Here is an 18776-nt window from a genome sequence, read left to right as displayed (position 1 = left end):
TCTACTCACTTACTGGCACAAAAAGCTGTGCGTTTTGACTTAGTTTTTTGTAAAGTCTATTTAAATTTGTTGATAAAAAGGCAAAAGCGCCACCATTTGCCACGCTCTTGCTAAACATCACAAAATGAAGCAGATCATTTGTGCCTTTTAGCTTCACTAGCGGGTTTTTGAGGCTGTGATTTTCTATCTTTATGCGCTTTGAAAATAGCGTGCTAATGCTCTCAAAGTGCTCTTTTAACGCCTCATCGTCGCTATGTTTGTTATCAAAATAGTAAAATCTCATCTCCAAATCAAGCTGCGCGCAGCAGTCTGTAATGACGGCTGATTGATTTTCCACTTCTTGGCTTTGATCGCCCAGTATCACGCCCTCTTTTATCTTTGAGAGCAAAATTTTGCCCGTTTTTAGCACTGGGATTTTAAGCTCATAAAATAGCTTTTGAAATTTAAAAAAGTATCTATCGTCGCTTATGATTAGTCCGATGTCGTGTTTTAAAACGTCATCTTTTATAGATTTATTGTCGCTATTAAAATAATCCATCAAAACAAGGATATTTTTCTCTTTTATCGCCTTTAGCGTCTCTAAATTTTCGCCTAAAGTTGGGTTTATCACCCTAAAAATAAGGCGTTTGTTATTTAGCTTTGAATGCACATATAAGCTATCTTTTATAAGCTTGCCAACTCGCTCTTTGCTCATTGATCTCATATCGATTAGCGTGTAGATGTTGCTGCCAAATGGACTTGGAAACTGCCCACTTTCGCGTTTTATCGAGCGATAGACGTTTTGAAGCACGTTTGGATCGCCAACGATTAGCAAGATATCGCTTGGCTGGATCATTGTGTTTGGCTTTGGCAAGATGATCTCAGCGCCCCTGTAAATGAGCGCTATCCGCCATCTTTTTTGAGCGATCGAGCTTACATGGCGATACATATATGAGCTTCCAATAGGCACCTTAACCTCCATGATCTCGCCCTCACTAAAGCCGATATTATCAGCATATACAGGCATATCTGGCAGATAGTCCATGAGCCTTGAAGCTGCGATATCTCTTATATCAACCACACTTAGGTGCTTATCGCTTGCAAAAGTCTCCTTGTACTTTTCATCAAGCTCCCATGAGTTCATAAAAATGGTCTCAGTCTTTGTGCTGATCTGTCTTAAATTTTCATAAACAGCAACCGCTTCATTTTTGTTCTCACTCACGATACAAAACTGGCTAAAATAGCCATCACTTATGCTCTTTAGCTTTGAAAGACTAGTTGGATCAAACTGATAAAATGTGAAATTTTCGTAATTTGCCTTTTGGCTGTGATCTTCGTTTGAAACAACGATGTAGTGGTGTAAATTTGACTTTGCTCCAAGAAGTCTATCTAAAAAATTTCTTGCAAAAGCTCCACCAGCGATTATTAAAATTTTCTTCATTAATTCTCCGTATTTTAAAGCCGCATTATAACAAAAGGTCTTTAAAATAAGCTATTTTTGGCTGTAAATTTAAGCTTCCACAGCCAAAAAATTTAAGAAAATTTTAGTAGATTATTTCAGAGATTAAAGTATCGATAGCTGAATTTGCAGCTTTATTTATAGTCTCAAAAATGGTGCTTGAGCTTGGGTCTGGGCAGAAAATTTCTTTTGTGATCATGCCTGATTTTAGCGAGGTGTTTGCGTTAAATAGCTCATACGCTAGCGAAACTTCGGCCTTATCGCCTCTTATTTGAAGTGAGATGATGCTAACTTTTAGCCTAAGATCTTTTGCATTTGGCGAAAATATCGGCTTTGCAGCGCAGTTTGAGTAAAGTCCTTTTACAAGCGACTTATAGATCATCTCACTTGGCTCAGATACAAATTTGGCGTCTGTCAAATATCTTATCTTATTGTTTTCAGCGACGATTAAAATTTTTCTAGTATCGACCATATCAAGGGCGCTCACGTTTTCTATGAAGACATTTTTTAGCTCTTTTTGCTTGTTTTCAGCCGAGCACTCCTTGTTTGAGTAGTGAATTTCATACATAGTTGCCATTGGCACGTCGGTCTTTAGCGAGCAGCCAAAAAATAAAAATGCAGCTGCTAGAAAGATTAAATTTCTCATTTTTTATCTCCTTTGTCATTTGGCACTGGATTTGTGAAGAAAAACTCATAAGGATTGTCCTCAAGCCTTTGAAGCGCACCTCTAAACTCACGTAGCGTCTTGTCAAATCCATTTAAAAACTCGCTGGCCTCTCTAAGAAGCGGTGAGACCGTGTTTCTAAGGTCATACTCGCCGTTTTTTACCTTTTGAGTGATGATATCTTGAAGCGAGCTATATCCAGTGACAGCCGAATTTGCTGATTTGAAAACTGAATTTGCACTTGCGATTAGCGTGTTTAAATTTTTAGCAAGCTCTTTTGTATCTGTTTTGTTTAGGCTGTCGGTGAAATTTTTTACATTTTTAACGATGCTATCAACCTCGCTTAGACCATTTTCATCGGTTAAAACCTGTGTAAATTTATCGATATTTCTTAGGATTGACTCGATGTGAGAGATATTTTCAGCTGAGAAAAAGCCATCAACTTTATCAAGGGTTTGATTTATCTTTAAAGTGATGTTTTCAGCGTTGTTTCCAAGCTTTGAAAGAAGGCTCTCTTCAAGCTTTAAGATAGGCTTATCGCCTGGTTTAAAATCCTTCGTGCCTCGGCTTATATTTATACTAGCCACACCGCTAATAGCCTGAACTTCGATGCTAGCCACGCTATCAGCCTTGATAGGCAGATCCTCTCTTATCTTCATCGTGATGTTTATAAGAGCGTTTTTGTCATCGACAAAATTTATATCACTAACGCTTCCAGCTGGCACGCCGATAAATTTAACCGTAGAATCAACCTTCAGTCCGCTTGGCAGCTCGGTCGTGTGGATGTAATACTCTTTAAAATCAACCTTTGTGTTATTTTTGCTAGTCATCCACCAGATAAATATGGCAAATGCTGTAAGGCAGGCTATGAAAAACATGCCGACAATGGTATAAGAATTTCTATTTTCCATCTACTTTTTCCTCATTTTAAATAGCTCTTCAAGCGGGTTATTTTCAAGATGCTCAAGCTCTTTTATATCTCCCTCAAAGGCTATCTTTTTGTTATCTATTATCAAAAATCTATCCAAAATATCAAAAATACTATCCGCATCATGTGTCACCATGACAACGGTTACGCCGATGCTATCACGAAGCTCTTTTATGAGAGCGTCCATCTGCCGCGAGCTAACAGGATCAAGTCCGCTGTTTGGCTCATCTAAAAATAGCACCCTAGGGCTTAGCACCAAGGCTCTTGCAAGCGCGGCACGCTTTTTCATACCCCCACTTAGCTCGCTTGGATAGAGCATTGAAACTTCTTTTTTTAGCCCCACCTTTTGTATCCAAAACATCGCTATCTCATCGATCTGGCGCTTGTTAAATTTAGAGTATTCATGGAGCAAAACGCCCACATTATCAAGTATCGTCATCGAGCTATAAAGCGCTCCAAACTGAAACATCGTCCCACTTTTTAGCTTTATATCTTGTTGTTCTTGTTGGCTACTTTTCCACATATTGACGCCGTCAAAAAATATATCGCCCTTGCTTGGCTTTTTTAGATATATCATCGTCTTCATAAGCGTCGTTTTACCAGCGCCACTACCGCCCAAAAAGCCGTAAATTTCAGCCTCTTTGACGCTCCAGCTCACATTATCGTGCATTATCTTGTCGCCATAACTTGTTGTTATGTTTTTTCCAACTATTATCTCGTTCATATCTTTAGCCACATAAAAATTATCGCGAAAAATGCATCAAGCGCAATGACCCAAAATATCGCATTTACAACGCTAACGGTTGTCATCGCTCCAAGGCTTTGGGCGTTTTGACTAACGCCAAATCCCCTCATACACCCAATGATCGCTATCACCGCGCCAAAAAATGGAGCCTTTATCATGCCAACGGCAAAGTGTCTAAGCTCGACCATCTCGCGAAATCTATTGAGATAGTCGCTAAAGCTGATATCAAGTATCGTTTGGCAAATGATCATCTGCCCTAAGATGCTTATGCTATCAGCTATAAAGATGATGACAGGCACGCAAAGCACCATGGCGATGATGCGCGGCAGCACCAAGAAGTTAAATGGCTCAAAACCCATCGTCTTCATCGCGTCTATCTCCTCAGTTAGCTTCATAGCGCCAATTTGCGCGGTAAAACTGGAGGCTGATCTACCCGCCACGACGATAGCAGCGATGAGCGGTGCCACCTCTCTAAGCGTTAGCATGCCCATGATCTCAACTATAAATATACTTGCCCCAAAACTTGCGAGCATCGCACTACCAAGATAAGCAAGCACGACACCTATCAAAAAAGCGGTGAGCGATACGATGAAAACAGCATTTACGCCACCATCTTTTATGTAGTTGCTAAATTCTCTAAATCTTAAATTTGCAGGATTAAATAAAATCCTCACGCTCTTTATCAAAAACTCGCCCAAAAACGAGCCAAACTCAAGCAAATTTACAAATCCCTCGCAAATTTTCTCACCAAGGCGCGAGAAAAAATTTAGGCTATTGTGCGGTGGCATATAGTTAAAGTCGATCTTCTCGTCATTTAAAAGATCGCTCATCGCCTTTATCTTCTCATCATTTGTGATGATCTCAAATTTCTTGCCATTTAGCGTGTTTTTTAAAAGGATCAAAACAGCGTAATCAATGCTCTTTAGCTCGCTAAAGTCAAATTTAACATTGCCGTTAAGCTTTTGGATTTTTTTAAAAATGCTTTGTAAATTTTTAGCCTCTTTGTAGCTAAACTCGCCTGCAAATTTTATGGTCGCAGTGCCGTTTGCTTCGGTAAAAACGATATCATTTCTCTTTTGCAAAAAGTTCCTTTGCCTTAAAATTTCTGGATTATATTATAAATTTTGTTAAAATAAAAAATCAAAAATTTTAAGGACTTAGATGAAATTTGAAGTTATAAAAAAAGATGGCAACGCAAGGCGCGGCGTCCTAACAACTGCTCACAGCGTGATACAAACGCCAGTTTTCATGCCAGTTGGCACGGTTGGCGCAGTTAAAAGCCTAGATGCCTTTGATATGAGTGAAATTTTAGACGCAAAGATAATCTTAGCAAACACCTACCACATGTATTTGCGCCCTGGCAGCAAGGTCGTGCGTGAGTTTGGCGGACTTCATGGATTTTCTAAATTTGAGCGCTCGTTTTTAACTGATAGCGGCGGATTTCAGGCATTTTCGCTTAGGTCAAACACCAAAAACGACGATGGCGGGATAAAATTTAAAAGCCACATCGACGGCAGCACGCACTACTTCACGCCAAGATCCGTCCTTGATACGCAGTATGACCTAGGCAGCGACATCATGATGATACTTGATGATCTAGTCGCCTTGCCTGCTGAGCCAAAAAGGATAGATCTAAGCATAAAACGAACAATAAAATGGGCAAAAGAGGCAATTGATTACCACAAATTTATGCAAAGCAAGGGCGTTGGCTTGCAGCAAAATATCTTTGGTATCGTTCAAGGCGGCACCGACTATGAGGCACGTAAATTTTGCGCTGAAGCCTTAAATGAGATGCCATTTGACGGCCTTGCCATAGGAGGTCTTAGCGTTGGCGAGAGCAACGAGGCGATGTATGAGACGGTTGAGGCAGTTATGCCATTTATGGATGAGCTAAGACCTCGCTATCTAATGGGCGTTGGCACGCCTGAAGATCTTGTAGAAAACGTGGAGCGAGGCGTTGATATGTTTGACTGCGTCATGCCAACAAGAAACGCAAGAAACGGCACGCTTTTTACTAGCTTTGGCAAGATAAATATAAAATCAGCCAAATTTATAAACGACCACGCACCGATAGACCCAACTTGCCAGTGCTACACCTGCAAGCGCTACTCCAGAGGCTATCTAAACCACCTTTTTAAGGCAAGAGAGCTAACTTTTTTTAGACTAGCAAGCCTTCACAACCTGCACTACTATCTAAATTTGATGAAAGAGATGAGAGAGGCGATAGAGGTCGGCGAATTTGCTAAATTTAAGCGAAATTTCTACGCAAAAAGGAGCGCAGATGAGCTATAAAAGCGCACTTTGTGGATATTTTTATGGAGATGCATTTGACTACATCACGCTCATCTCATCATCGCAAAAGCAAGTTTTTAAATTTTTATTCAAAGATGGCAAAATTTACAAAGAAGATCTTGAGCATGAATGTGACAAAAGCGCGTTTGAAGCAGCTATTAAGGGGATTTGTAACGAATATGCAAATAAAATTTTAGAGCACCAAGACGAGCTAAATGAGTATGAGAAAATTTATGCTAGTCAAAAAAATTTTGAGAAATTTATAAAAAGACACCACTTTTTAAAGTATGAGATCAGAAAATTTCAAAATAGCATTTCGCACTTTTATGAAGCACTTGCAATATGTCAAAGTGAGCAGCAAGGGCTAAAAAAAGAGCTTAAAAACAGCATCCATGAAGCAAGTGTCTTTAAAACAATAGCTAACGAATATGCTTGCAGGGTCGAAGACATCTATACATTTATACAAAGCGCTAAAAACGACAAGATAAATAAAAACATCTACCTCTTGACGCTCATTTCGGCTCTATTTTTGCCGCTAAATTTCATCACTGGCTTTTTTGGCATGAATACAAATGGCATGTTTTTAAGCTCATTTAAAGATGGCACATTGATAGTCTTTGCCTTTGTAGCGATGCTTTGTGTGCTATTTTTTATATTTTATTACAGGTCAAATAAGGATATTAGTTAAATTTATGCGAGGCTTGGCAAGTTGATCCAACCTGCCAAGTAAATTTGAAGTTATTTTTTCTTAATGATGATCTTCTCGCCGTTGCTATCAATGGTGATCTCATCGCCACTTTCAAGCTCATCTTTTAAAATCATATCAGCGATCTTGTCCTCAACTAGCTCATAAAGCGCTCTTCTAAGAGGTCTTGCGCCATAAACTATGTCAAAGCCAGCTTTTGCGATAAATTTCTTAGCCTCTTCGCTTAAAACTGCCTTGATACCGCGGTTGTGAAGAGTTTTTTCAAGCTCTTTAAACATGATCTCAACGATAGATATCAAACCTTGCTCATTTAGAGGATTAAAGATGATAGTATCATCAAGCCTATTTAAAAACTCAGGTTTAAAGTAGTTTTTAAGCTCATTTTTAACAGCCACGTCACGGTCTTCGCCCTTTAGCTCCATTATGAAATTTGAAGCGATGTTTGAAGTTAAAATGATGATAGTGTTTTTAAAATCAACCGTTACGCCTTTGTTATCAGTCGCGCGTCCATCATCTAAAATGCCAAGAAGTATGTTAAATACGTCTTTATGAGCCTTTTCAACCTCGTCAAAAAGTATGACTGAGTAAGGTCTTCTGCGAACTGCCTCTGTTAGCTGGCCACCCTCATCGTAGCCTACATATCCTGGAGGCGCACCAAGAAGCCTGCTCACGCTATGTTTTTCCATATATTCGCTCATATCAAAGCGGATGAGCGCCTTCTCATCGTCAAATAAGAACTTAGCCAAAGCCTTAGCTGACTGAGTTTTACCAACGCCTGTTGGTCCAAGAAATAAAAATGAACCAATCGGCCTTTGACCCTCATTTAGCCCAGCTTTGTTTCTCTTAACAGCACGCGCAAGTGCGTGTAGTGCGTCATCTTGACCGACAACGCTCTCTCTTAGATGCTCTTCGATGCGCAGATATTTCTCTTTTTCGCTTGTTAGCATCTTTTTAACTGAAATTCCGGTCCATTTGCTCAAAATTTCAGCCACAAGCTCTTCATCGACTTGATTTTTAAGAAGCACACCCTCTTTTTTCATGTGCTCCCATTTTTCTTCAAGCTCGTGTTTGTGCTTTTTGGAGTCTGCTATCTTGCCGTATTCTATCTCGGCAGCCTTTTGAAGATCGCCATTTCTTTTTGCTATCTCAGCTTGTGATTTTAAGCTATCGATCTCTTTTGTTGCTTTTGAAATTCCACCAAAAACAGCCTTTTCATTTTCAAATTTAGTATCAAGCGCTAGCTTTTTCTCATTTAGATCAGCTATCTCTTTTTCGATCTCGCCAAGTCTTTCTTTATTTTTATCCGCATCCTCCATCTTTAGAGCTTCTTTTTCTACTTGAAGCGTTACGATCTCGCGTTTTATCTTTGAAAGCTCGTATGGTTCGCTCTCTATTTGCATCTTAAGCTCAGCTGCTGCCTCGTCGATAAGGTCGATCGCTTTATCTGGCAAGAAGCGGTTTGCGATGTAGCGGTCACTTAGCCTTGCTGCAGCGACTAGTGCGCTATCTGTTATGGTAATGCCGTGGTGAACTTCAAGGCGCTCTTTTATGCCACGTAAAATTTGAAGCGCTTCATTTACGCTTGGCTCTTTGACGTCTATTGGTTGGAAGCGTCTTTGAAGTGCTGCATCTTTTTCAAAGTATTTTCTATACTCTTTTAGCGTGGTCGCACCAACAGCGTGAAGCTCGCCACGTGCAAGAGCTGGTTTTAGGATATTTGCAGCGTCCATTCCGCCTTCGCTAGCACCAGCTCCTACTATGGTGTGAATTTCATCTATAAATAGTATGACGTTGCCTGATTTTTTAACCTCGTCGATGACAGCTTTTAGCCTGTCCTCAAACTCGCCCCTATACTTTGCACCAGCTACGACTGCACTCATATCAAGTGCGATAACACGCTTGTTTGCAAGGCTTGTTGGCACGTCACGAGCAACTATCTTTTGAGCTAGGCCCTCAACGATGGCTGTTTTACCAACGCCTGGTTCGCCAAGCAAGATAGGGTTATTTTTGCTCTTTCTTATTAAAATTTGCATCATCCTAGTGATCTCTTCATCACGTCCGATGACTGGATCAAGCTCTTTATTTAGCGCTTTTTGCGTTAGATCGATACCAAATTTCTCTAAGCTATCAAGAGTATCATCGCCAGTTTGGCTATCTATCTTTTTACCACCTCTTATGCTCTCAAGGTTCTTTTTGATCTCTAAGATATCGCAAAATTTGCTTAAAATTTGTTTGATCTCACTAAGCTCAAGAGCCGAGATGATCCATGTATCAACAGCTATGTAGCTATCGCCCATACTTACCATTAAAGCTTTTGCATTTTCAAGCGAATTTATAAGCTCTCTTGAAACTGAAACGTTATCTTTTGTGACGTTTGAGCTGCTTGGGAGTGACGAGATCTTGCTTTTTATCTCAAGCTCGACCGCGTCTTTACTTATGTTCATCTTATTAAATACTTGATTTAAAATAGAATTACTATCAGCGAGCAAAGCCCAAAAGACGTGAAGTGGCACAACTTGTGGATTTTTAGAAAAGATCGCTAAACTAACGCCTTTTTCAAGTGTCTCTTGCATCTGTGCTGTTAAATTTTCTGTTATGTCAGCCATTAAAGCTCCTTAAGTTATTTTATAATGGCGGCATTATATAACTTTAGTCTTATATTGTCAAGTATTTTTATAACATTTGTCACTCTTTTTATTTAATTGCTAAAATTTGCTGTTATAAATTTGTGTTAAAAATAGACAAAAGCTAAAAATATAAGGCTAAATTTATGCTTTTTTTAGCCAAATGTTAATAAAATTGAGCCAAAAAATATAGGAGATATTTTGAACAAATTTACTAGATCTTTTGCGCTAAAAATAACAGGCGCCCTGCTCATCTCAAGCGTAGCAGTAAATGCACTTTTTGCTAAAACTGAAGATGAGGCGAGTGCAAAACTTGAAGCACTTTCAAAACTTACAAAAACCATCTCAACCGTTGAAAAATACTACGTTGATGACATTAAATTTAAAGAGATAATCGACAAAGCCATCGCTGGTTTGATGCAAAATTTGGACGCTCACTCAAGCTTTTTAAATGAAAAAGCATATAAAGATATGCAGGTGCAAACAAGCGGCGAATTTGGCGGACTTGGTATAACAGTTGGCATGAAAGATAGCGCACTAACCGTTATCTCGCCTATCGAAGACACTCCAGCTGATAAAGCAGGCATAAAGGCAGGCGATATCATTTTAAGGATCGATGGCAACTCAACTATCGGCACAACGATAGATGAAGCCGTAAATAAGATGCGTGGCAAGCCAAAAACTCCGATAACAATTACAATTTTGCGAAAAGGCGAGCAAAAGCCATTTGACGTAAAGATCATAAGGGATCTTATAAAGGTTGAGTCTGTCTATGCAAAAATGATAGAAAATGAAAACATCCTTTATATACGCGTCACAAATTTTGACAAAAACGTCGTCACAAAGGTAAAAGAGGCGATCAAAGAGTATCCTAAAGCAAATGGCATCATACTTGATCTTAGAAACAACCCTGGCGGTCTTTTAAATCAAGCTGTCGATCTAGTAGATCTTTTCGTAGATAACGGCGTCATTGTATCTCAAAAGGGTCGTGATGCATCTGAAAATGTAGAGTATAAAGCAAGCGCTAGCAAAACCTCATCAAAACTCCCACTAGTTGTCCTTGTAAATGGCGGAAGTGCAAGTGCTAGCGAGATCGTAAGTGGCTCGTTGCAAGATCATAAGCGTGCGGTGATAATCGGCGAAAACACATTTGGTAAAGGCAGCGTTCAGGTGATCTTACCAATAGACGACACTGAAGCCTTAAGGCTAACCATCGCAAGATACTACTTGCCAAGCGGCAGAACCATCCAAGCTGTTGGCGTAACACCAGATGTAGTTGTGCATCCTGGCAAAGTACCACAAAGTGATGATAGCGCATTTAGCATCAAAGAGAGCGAACTAAAAGCACACCTAAAAAGCGAGCTAAACAAGATAAATCCAACAAGCGAGGGTAATAAAACTGAAGCAAAAGATGATAAAAATATAATCACACAGAAAAAAGTCGATGAAGATATTCAGTTAAAAACAGCGATTGATACGATCAAAATTTTAAAGATAAAACAACAATAATCTAAAGGAGAACAACATGCAAAAAAGAGAGCTTATCTACGAGGGAAAAGGCAAGAAAATGTACGCCACAGACGATCCAAATTTACTTGTGGCTGAATTTAAAGACGATCTAACAGCATTTGACGCTCAAAAAAGAGGCAACGAAGCTGGCAAAGGCGCACTAAATAACAAAATCTCTACTCAGCTTTTTAAACTGCTAGAGAGCAAAGGTATCGTCACTGACCTTGTTGAGACCATCAGCGACACTGAGCAAGTGGTCAAAAAATGCGAGATCATACCTCTTGAAGTTGTTGTGAGAAATATCGCAACTGGCTCACTTAGCAAAAGACTTGGCATAAAAGAAGGCACAGTTCTACCTTTTACACTTGTTGAGTTCTACTATAAAAACGACGATTTACACGATCCACTAGTTACTGATGAGCACTGCATCATCATGGGTCTAGTAAAGAGCGAAAAAGATCTACAAACACTAAGACGCACAGCAAGAGAGATCAACTCTATATTATTTAAATTCTTTGCAGAGAGAAATTTAAAACTAGTTGATTTCAAAGTCGAATTTGGTATCGACAAAGATGGCAACATCATCTTAGCTGACGAGATAAGCCCTGATAGCTGCAGATTTTGGGATGCGACAACAAACGAAAAACTTGACAAAGATAGATTTAGACAAGACCTTGGTAGCGTAAAAGTAGCTTACGAAGAAGTTTTAAGAAGAATTCTTTCTTAAGGACAAAGATGAAAGCTGTTGTAAATATAGCATTAAGAAGTGGGGTCCTTGACCCTGCTGGTAAGGCGGTGGAGCACGCGCTAAATTCACTTGGATTTAGCGGTGTTTCAAATGTCAGGATAGGCAAACAAATCGTTTTAGATATCGACGAGAGCGATAAAAACAAAGCAAAAGAGCAGCTAAAAGTGATGTGTGAAGAGCTTCTAGCAAACACTGTCATCGAAGACTACGAGATCGTGCTATGAAAGTAGCCATCATACTTTTTCCTGGCACAAACTGCGAAGAAGACACAGCTCACGCTTTTAAGCTACTTGGCTGCCAAACGCAGATCATCTGGCACAAAGAAGATAAGATCGATGCCGATCTAGTCGTTTTGCCTGGTGGTTTTAGCTATGGCGACTATCTAAGAACGGCTGCGATAGCTAAATTTAGCCCTGCTATGCAGGCTGTAAAAGAGCATGCGAAAAAAGGTGGCTACATTTTAGGAATTTGCAATGGCTTTCAGATGCTTCTTGAGCTTGGACTTTTAAAAGGTGCGATGAGAAGAAATGAAAATTTAAATTTCGTCTCAAAATATCACCACCTAAAAGTGATCTCAAATAACAATAAATTCCTAGCAAATTTAGCCAAAAATGAAGTAGTAAATATCCCTATCGCTCATGGAGAGGGCAACTACTATACCGACGAAGATACACTAAAAAGCCTATATGATAATGAGCAAGTCCTGCTAAAATACTGTGACAGCCACGGCAATGAGATAAATCCAAATGGTTCAGTTGATAGCATAGCTGGGATTTGCGATGAGAGTAAGAGGATATTTGGTCTTATGCCTCACCCAGAGCGCGCTTGCGAGAAAATTTTAGGCACAGATGATGGCATGAAGATGTTAAAAGGGCTAGTTTGGTAAAACGAACACTTTTTATCGCCCTACTCGCGCTAAATTTATTTGCCGCAAACACTGATGAAGTCAGCGTTTTTGACATGATGGATGAGGCAAGAGAGGATAGATTTGTAAATAGCCCAAGTTCAAAGCCACAAACAAAGACTCCAAGCGAAGAAGAAATATCAAGAAAGCTCGTATCTCCACGCTCTATCGCCCCACAGCCAGAGCGTATCACTCCAGAGCAGATGCGAAATATCGTGCCGACAAACGAACCAGACATCAGCGTCCCTGATAATCAAGTCTATGACAAGATAAAAATAAAAGACCTCCTTTTAAAAGCGACAAATATCCCTAAAAATGTCGTCGTAGGAGAAATTTTTAGCGTTGAGATCGTAGCTGATACGCAAAGCGACCTTGAGTTTGAGTTTGAGACACAGCTTGATGAGACAAATATCAAATGGCTAAATAAGAAGAATTTTCAATGGGTAAAAGGCGATGAAAACAAATATATCGGCACTTTCTACCTTGAAGCAACGAGCATTGATGCAAAGACTTTACGAGTTAGCTTGGATCTAAAAAGAAATGGCGAGAACTATCAAAATTCAAACATAAATATCTTTTTACCAAAGCTAAAAGAGCTTAGAAGTGACGAGAACTACAACCACATCGTCGCTGACAACCTTGAGGTGAAGAAATTTAAAACGACTAAATTTGATGATATAAACAACATCATGGTCGTTGAGATTTACGGCAACAATGTCGATCTAAGCGCATTTAATATCGAAAATAAAACTATCCTAAAGCAAGGCGTAGATACGATAAACGGCGACTTTAACTCGCAAAGTGCATATTATTTTGCAGTGTTTAAGCCAAACAAAAAGACGCTTGACTTTAACTACTACAACCTAAAAAAAGCCAAATTTGAGAGCTTTTCACTGCCTGTGAGCGTCGAAGAGGACGAGGTTAGCACGCAAATCGGTCTAAATCCAAAACAAAGCGAATTTAGCACTTACAAAGATATCACGATCTACTCTTTGGTCGCTATCTTTATCTTGCTAGCGATCTGGCGAAGAAAGCTAAGCTACTTCTTTGTGGCAGCTGTTTTTATCGCACTTGGGATTTACACTTACAATCCTTTTGGCAAAGCAGTGCTTAAGCCAGATGTGAGCGTCACTATCTTGCCGACTAAAAATTCAACCGTTTTTTATACATCTCGTAAAAACGAAAATGTTGAAATTTTAGACACAAAAGATGACTACTCAAAAATTTTATTCGCAGATGGCAAAATCGGCTGGGTAAGAAAGGGTGATCTTGTCAAAAATTAGAGCTTTTTTCTTTTCTATTGAATTTGTGATAAGCGTTGTTATCGTCGTATTTTTTATGTGGCTCTTTAACTCTAAAAATAGAGCCATAAGAAAATTTTGGGGCAGATCGCAGAGATTTTTTGGCGGATATAAGCTAGAAGTCATCGGTAAATTTAGCGACGAAGCAAATATCTTGCTGATAAATCACCAAAGCATGCTTGACATCATCGTGCTTGAAGAGATCCATCCTAAAAATATCTGCTGGATCGCAAAGGCGCAGATAGGCAAGATCCCAATCATCGGTAAAATTTTGAGCCTTCCAAAGATGATAGCAGTCGAGCGAGAAAATAAGCACTCGCTAATAAAACTTTTAAGCGAAGCAAAAGACAGAGTAGAAAATGGACGTGTTTTAGCGATATTTCCAGAAGGTACAAGGTCTCAAACTAAAGAGCTCTTGCCATTTAAAGGTGGCGCAAAACTGCTAGTTGAAAAGCTAAATTTAAAGGTTCAACCTATCGTAATCGTCGGAAGCGATGCGATGAAAGTGAAAGAATTTAGCTTTAAAAAAGCTGACATCAAGCTCTTTTGTCTTGATCTAGTCAATACCTCAAAACAAAACTGGCTAGAGGCGACTAGGGAGAGCATGCAAAAAGTCCTAGACGAAAATAGAAAATAAATTTAGCTTTGTAAATTTACAAAGCCCTACTCTATTATTATTTATAAATTTTTTGTTTTATATACGAGAAAATTTTATCTATAAATTTAAAAAGGTCTAGCCAAAGCTAGACCTAAAACATTAAATTTTAAATTTTAAAAGGTAAAAGAGGTAAAAACTTAAGTTCTAAAGACGCTTAGTTTTGTATTTAGCGCATCTGTCATCTTATTTAGATGTTCAGCCGCAGAAGCTATCTCTTCGACGCTTCTAGCATTTTCAGATGAAATTTGATTGATCTCTGAGATGCCATCCATGATCTCATTTACGTTTTTGCCAGTTGCGATGTAGTCTTGCATAGTCTTATCAGACATCGCTATGGCGTTATTCATAGTTGCACTCATATCATTTATAGTCTTTTCAACGTCGCTTGCCACATGGGTTAGCTCTTGAATTTGCTTAGAGTTGATGCCCATTTGCTCGCTGCTATCATTGATCGCTTGAACGATAACGTTGATAGTTGCGTTTATCTCAGTTAGAGACTTTTGAGTTCTCTCAGCTAGCTGTCTAACTTCATCAGCAACGACTGCAAAGCCACGTCCATGCTCACCAGCTCTTGCTGCTTCGATAGCTGCGTTAAGAGCAAGTAGATTTGTCTGATCTGCGATATCGTTAATAACAACAAGCACTGATTTAACCTGCTCAGCATCACGGCTAAGCTGCTCGATCTTACCTGCCATTTGATTTTCTACATTAGCAGAATCAACTATCTGAGTTGATAGGGCTCTGATAGCGTCAGTTGCTGTTTTTATATGAGTGCTTGCCTTTTGAAGGTCATCTTTACCAGCTTGAGCTATAGATAGAGACTCTTTCATGCTTTCTTGCATAGACTTACATCTTTGATTTGTCTCTTCAACGATCTGGGTTGATTCTTCTACGCGTTTGCCTGTTTGAAGAGAGGTAGAGCTTAGTTCATTTGCGACTGAGCTGTTTTCACTTGAAAGGTTTTTAGTATCACTTATAAGCACTCTTATGCGCTCTATGAAATTATTTATATCATTGCTTATTTTAGCTATCTCGTCTTTGCCGTAGATTGGGATTTTAAGTGTAAAGTCAGATGTTATAGCATTTAAATTTGCTCCTAGTCTATCGATAGGATTTGCAACTAGCTTTTTAAGTAGCAATATAGATACAACTATAAGAAGCAAGGTAACTATAATGCTTGCAATGATGAAGTTTTTACTAACTACTTTTAGTGGTGTTAAAAAGTCATCAGTAACAGCTGAGCCAAGCACGATCCAGTTTAGCTTGTCAAATGGCTCAAAAGCAACTATACGCTCAACACCACCAGTATTAGCGAATTCAACACCTTCTTTTTGTTTCGCTATTTTTTCCATAGCAGCTTTAATATCGCTGCTTAGCTCTTTACCAGCTTGAGTTGGGTGGATCTCAAATTTATTAGTTTTTGTGTTGTAGATAGAGAAATACCCATGCTCGCCTAAATTCATTTGTGACATTGTTTTTTCAAGATCCTCTAGGCCTTCAGTGAAGTCGTAACCAACATATAAAATTCCTATAACGTCATTACCATTAACAATAGGCTCATATATGCTCATATAGTTGTGTCCAAATAGTTTTACAACGCCTACATATCTATCTTTATTCATTACGCTTTTAAAAACTGGACTACTTTTATCTAGTAGAGTGCCGACAGCCTTGCTGCCATCTGGCTGCGTTATAGAGGTGCTTACTCTTAAGAAGCTATCGCCTGATTTAGCAAAAATAGTAGAAACTCCACCTTTTGATGCTCTGCCAAATTTATCGATGATATCATAGTTGTTGTTTAAAACACCACTTTGAGAGACAAGCTCGAGTGCTTCATAGTTGCCAGTTTTGCTCATTTGATGATCAGATGAGATTTTACCAGCTATCTCTTTAAAGACACTAAGCAGTGTCTCAGCGCTATTTACATTATCTCTGTCAAATAGCTCAACTGTATCCATCGCAAGGGCAACGTCTTGTTTAACTGTAGTTACCACTCCATCCTTGATCTCACGCTCTAATATATGTGACGTATAGAAAACAAAACATGTCATACAGACCGCTAAAACTACAGCAATCGTTGCTGAAACTTTTACTAAAATACTACGTAAATTCATCTCATCCCTCCATGCTATTAATTTTTCATCTTAATTATACTCCTATTTTAAATGAAAAAATGTAGAAAAACGCATATTTAATAATATTTTTTAAATTTACATTAATTTTATATTTATAATTATTACTTTTATAACACAAATTTTAAAAAATAAAGTTAAAAAACTTGATAGTAGTGCTATCAAGGTTAAGTATATTTTTATCACTTTGTGCTATAATCTGCCAAAAATTTTAAAACAAGGAAAAGAAAATGGCAGATAAATTTGAATTTCAAACCGAGGTAAATGATCTTTTAAATTTGATGATCCACTCTCTTTACTCAAACAAAGAGATATTTTTAAGAGAGCTCATATCAAACTCAAACGACGCACTTGATAAGCTAAACTACCTATGCTTGACCGATGAAAAGTATAAAAGCTTAAGTTACACTCCAAGGATCGACATCAAAGTAGATGAAAAAGCTAAAATTTTAACGATCAGCGACAACGGTATCGGCATGGATAAAGACGAGCTTATCGCAAATTTAGGCACGATAGCAAGAAGTGGCACAAAGGGCTTTATGCAAAGCTTAAGCGGCGATGCTAAAAAAGATAGCTCGCTGATCGGCCAGTTTGGCGTGGGCTTTTACTCAGCATTTATGGTGGCAAACAAGATCGAAGTCATAAGCAAACGAGCGCTAAGCGAAAAGGCCTATAAATGGACATCTGATGCAAAAAGCTACGAGATCGAAGATGCTAAAAAAGATGGCTTTGGTACGGATATAATCCTCCATTTAAATGACGATGAATTTGCAAATTCTTGGCGTATCGAAGAGATAGTTAAAAAATATTCAAACCACATCCCTTATCCTATATTTATGGATAAAGAGAGCTACGTCGCTCCAAAAGAAGGTGAAAAAGAAGGCACATACGAGAGCAAAAACGAGCAGATAAACAAGGCAAATGCACTTTGGAGACTAAATAAAGCCAGCTTAAAAGAGCAAGACTACAACGACTTTTATAAGCAAATTTCACACGACAGTAGCGATCCGCTCCTTTATATCCACACAAAAGCTGAGGGCAAGATCGAGTACTCGACGCTATTTTATGTGCCAAGCACCGAGCCGTTCGATCTTTTTAGGGTTGATTATCAAAGTGGCGTGAAGCTCTATGTGAAGAGGGTTTTTATAACTGACGATGCAAAAGAGCTTTTGCCACCGTATTTAAGATTTATCAAAGGTGTGATCGACGTTGAAGACTTGCCGCTAAACGTTAGCCGCGAAATTTTACAAGAAAATGCGATCATGCGAACCGTTAAAGAGCAGAGCGTGAAGAAAATTTTAAGCGAGCTTGCAAAAGTAAAAGATAACGACCGCGAAAAATACATAAAATTTTACAAACTATTTGGCAAGGTTTTAAAAGAGGGACTTTACGGCTTTAACGCTGAAAAAGAGCAAATTTTGGATCTTTGCCTATTTAAAAGCTCCAAAAGAGACGGACTTATCAGCCTAAAAGAGTACAAAGAAGCGATGAAAGAGGATCAAAAGTCGATCTACTACATCAGCGGCAACAACGAAAATATGCTAAGAAATTCGCCACTTCTTGAGAGCTTTAAGAAAAACGACATCGAAGTGTTAATAATGGACGAAGAGATCGACACGATCGTCATGCCAATGGTCAATGAATTTGACAAAACACCTCTAAAATCAGTCTCACATGCTGATATAAACGACGAGATCAAAAACGATGAGAAGGTCGATGAGAGCAAGGTTGCAAACACACTTGTTAAGATGAAAGAGATATTAAAAGACGAGGTTAAAGACGTTAGGCTAAGCTCAAGGCTCTCAAGCTCGGCTGCAGTGCTAATATATGATAAAAACGACCCTGATTACGCTATGCAAGAGATGCTAAAACAGATGGGACAAGGCGCAAACGCTCCAAAAGTTAAGCCGATCTTGGAGATCAATGCCGATCATGAAATTTTTGCAAAACTTGAGAAAAATGAGGCGATGATTTATGACATAGCGCCCTTGCTTCTTGATATGGCAAGGCTAAATGAGGGCATGAGCCTAGAAAATCCAGCTAAATTTTCAGAACTTCTAACAAAAGTGATGATAAAAGCTATATAAAATTTATAAGCCCAAAGAAATTTGGGCTTTTTAAAACTTA

At 38.8% G+C, this 18776-nt stretch carries 15 protein-coding genes and 2 pseudogenes; 9 read left to right on the top strand and 8 right to left on the bottom strand.

Annotation, left to right across the window (positions count from 1 at the left end):
• Position 1 precedes the first annotated feature (1 nt).
• The 5 genes from G6W41_RS01790 to G6W41_RS01770 all read right to left on the bottom strand — a co-directional run bounded on the left by G6W41_RS01790 (position 2) and on the right by G6W41_RS01770 (position 4857).
• Entirely contained in the window at positions 2-1420 is a 1419-nt protein-coding gene (locus G6W41_RS01790) for a COG3400 family protein (protein ID WP_194170435.1), read from the bottom strand.
• Positions 1421-1523: 103 nt separating this feature from the next.
• Positions 1524-2084: an ABC-type transport auxiliary lipoprotein family protein gene (locus tag G6W41_RS01785; protein ID WP_002940902.1), complete on the bottom strand. Its 561-nt coding sequence runs from the start codon at positions 2082-2084 to the stop codon at positions 1524-1526.
• Complete coding sequence (locus tag G6W41_RS01780) at positions 2081-3013, bottom strand: MlaD family protein (RefSeq protein WP_107829716.1); 933 nt, start codon at positions 3011-3013, stop codon at positions 2081-2083. The genes G6W41_RS01785 and G6W41_RS01780 overlap by 4 nt, the downstream gene beginning before the upstream one ends.
• Entirely contained in the window at positions 3014-3754 is a 741-nt protein-coding gene (locus G6W41_RS01775; protein ID WP_021086168.1) for an ABC transporter ATP-binding protein, read from the bottom strand.
• Complete coding sequence (locus G6W41_RS01770) at positions 3751-4857, bottom strand: MlaE family ABC transporter permease (protein WP_103558129.1); 1107 nt, start codon at positions 4855-4857, stop codon at positions 3751-3753. The genes G6W41_RS01775 and G6W41_RS01770 overlap by 4 nt, the downstream gene beginning before the upstream one ends.
• 79 nt (positions 4858-4936) lie before the next feature.
• Between G6W41_RS01770 and tgt the strand changes: the two genes are divergently transcribed.
• Together tgt and G6W41_RS01760 are read left to right on the top strand one after the other, a co-directional pair.
• The gene (tgt, locus tag G6W41_RS01765; RefSeq protein WP_194170434.1) at positions 4937-6067 is read left to right on the top strand and encodes a tRNA guanosine(34) transglycosylase Tgt; all 1131 of its coding nucleotides are present in this window, start codon (positions 4937-4939) and stop codon (positions 6065-6067) included.
• Entirely contained in the window at positions 6057-6755 is a 699-nt protein-coding gene (locus G6W41_RS01760; protein ID WP_107930596.1) for a CorA family divalent cation transporter, read from the top strand. Before tgt ends, G6W41_RS01760 begins: the two co-directional genes overlap by 11 nt.
• A gap of 50 nt (positions 6756-6805) precedes the next feature.
• Here G6W41_RS01760 and G6W41_RS01755 read toward each other — a convergent pair whose 3' ends face one another.
• Positions 6806-9379 (bottom strand): ATP-dependent Clp protease ATP-binding subunit, encoded by a 2574-nt coding sequence (locus tag G6W41_RS01755; RefSeq protein WP_194170433.1) that lies wholly within the window; start codon positions 9377-9379, stop codon positions 6806-6808.
• Between the two features lie 252 nt (positions 9380-9631).
• On the opposite strand from G6W41_RS01755, the gene G6W41_RS01750 reads away from it, so the two are divergent.
• From G6W41_RS01750 to G6W41_RS01725, 6 genes are read left to right on the top strand one after another with little or no spacing between them, the layout of a single operon-like run.
• Positions 9632-10906, top strand: a complete 1275-nt coding sequence (locus G6W41_RS01750) for a S41 family peptidase (RefSeq protein ID WP_346010874.1) — start codon at positions 9632-9634, stop codon at positions 10904-10906.
• A gap of 16 nt (positions 10907-10922) precedes the next feature.
• Entirely contained in the window at positions 10923-11633 is a 711-nt protein-coding gene (gene purC, locus G6W41_RS01745) for a phosphoribosylaminoimidazolesuccinocarboxamide synthase (RefSeq protein ID WP_194170431.1), read from the top strand.
• Positions 11634-11641: 8 nt separating this feature from the next.
• Positions 11642-11878, top strand: a complete 237-nt coding sequence (gene purS, locus G6W41_RS01740; RefSeq protein ID WP_009293857.1) for a phosphoribosylformylglycinamidine synthase subunit PurS — start codon at positions 11642-11644, stop codon at positions 11876-11878.
• Positions 11875-12540, top strand: a complete 666-nt coding sequence (purQ, locus tag G6W41_RS01735) for a phosphoribosylformylglycinamidine synthase I (RefSeq protein WP_012001682.1) — start codon at positions 11875-11877, stop codon at positions 12538-12540. Before purS ends, purQ begins: the two co-directional genes overlap by 4 nt.
• Positions 12534-13841 carry an SH3 domain-containing protein gene (locus tag G6W41_RS01730; protein WP_194170430.1) on the top strand — a complete coding sequence of 436 codons (1308 nt, stop codon included), beginning with the start codon at positions 12534-12536 and terminating at the stop codon, positions 13839-13841. The genes purQ and G6W41_RS01730 overlap by 7 nt, the downstream gene beginning before the upstream one ends.
• The gene (locus G6W41_RS01725) at positions 13828-14496 is read left to right on the top strand and encodes a lysophospholipid acyltransferase family protein (RefSeq protein WP_194170429.1); all 669 of its coding nucleotides are present in this window, start codon (positions 13828-13830) and stop codon (positions 14494-14496) included. Before G6W41_RS01730 ends, G6W41_RS01725 begins: the two co-directional genes overlap by 14 nt.
• Before the next feature lie 158 nt (positions 14497-14654).
• Here G6W41_RS01725 and G6W41_RS10420 read toward each other — a convergent pair.
• A pseudogene (locus G6W41_RS10420) lies at positions 14655-15707 on the bottom strand (methyl-accepting chemotaxis protein); the annotation flags it as partial.
• 27 nt (positions 15708-15734) lie between these two features.
• A pseudogene (locus G6W41_RS10415) lies at positions 15735-16568 on the bottom strand (Cache 3/Cache 2 fusion domain-containing protein); the annotation flags it as partial.
• 311 nt (positions 16569-16879) lie between these two features.
• On the opposite strand from G6W41_RS10415, the gene htpG reads away from it, so the two are divergent.
• On the top strand, positions 16880-18736 hold the full coding sequence (gene htpG / locus G6W41_RS01715) for a molecular chaperone HtpG (protein ID WP_194170428.1): 1857 nt from the start codon (positions 16880-16882) through the stop codon (positions 18734-18736).
• Positions 18737-18776 lie beyond the last annotated feature (40 nt).

The organism is Campylobacter concisus (genome assembly GCF_015230035.1).
Taxonomy (GTDB): domain Bacteria; phylum Campylobacterota; class Campylobacteria; order Campylobacterales; family Campylobacteraceae; genus Campylobacter_A; species Campylobacter_A concisus_BK.
The sequence above is the reverse complement of the archived record's forward strand: the minus strand, read 5'-3'. Positions and strand labels throughout refer to the sequence as shown.

Coding starts and splice junctions, on each gene's coding strand:
- purQ (WP_012001682.1), top strand. CDS start 11,875: ATGAAAGTAGCCATCATACTTTTTCCTGGCACAAACTGCGAAGAAGAC.
- htpG (WP_194170428.1), top strand. CDS start 16,880: ATGGCAGATAAATTTGAATTTCAAACCGAGGTAAATGATCTTTTAAAT.
- G6W41_RS01755 (WP_194170433.1), bottom strand. CDS start 9,379: ATGGCTGACATAACAGAAAATTTAACAGCACAGATGCAAGAGACACTT.
- G6W41_RS01780 (WP_107829716.1), bottom strand. CDS start 3,013: ATGGAAAATAGAAATTCTTATACCATTGTCGGCATGTTTTTCATAGCC.
- G6W41_RS01785 (WP_002940902.1), bottom strand. CDS start 2,084: ATGAGAAATTTAATCTTTCTAGCAGCTGCATTTTTATTTTTTGGCTGC.
- G6W41_RS01775 (WP_021086168.1), bottom strand. CDS start 3,754: ATGAACGAGATAATAGTTGGAAAAAACATAACAACAAGTTATGGCGAC.
- purC (WP_194170431.1), top strand. CDS start 10,923: ATGCAAAAAAGAGAGCTTATCTACGAGGGAAAAGGCAAGAAAATGTAC.
- G6W41_RS01760 (WP_107930596.1), top strand. CDS start 6,057: ATGAGCTATAAAAGCGCACTTTGTGGATATTTTTATGGAGATGCATTT.
- tgt (WP_194170434.1), top strand. CDS start 4,937: ATGAAATTTGAAGTTATAAAAAAAGATGGCAACGCAAGGCGCGGCGTC.
- G6W41_RS01790 (WP_194170435.1), bottom strand. CDS start 1,420: ATGAAGAAAATTTTAATAATCGCTGGTGGAGCTTTTGCAAGAAATTTT.
- purS (WP_009293857.1), top strand. CDS start 11,642: ATGAAAGCTGTTGTAAATATAGCATTAAGAAGTGGGGTCCTTGACCCT.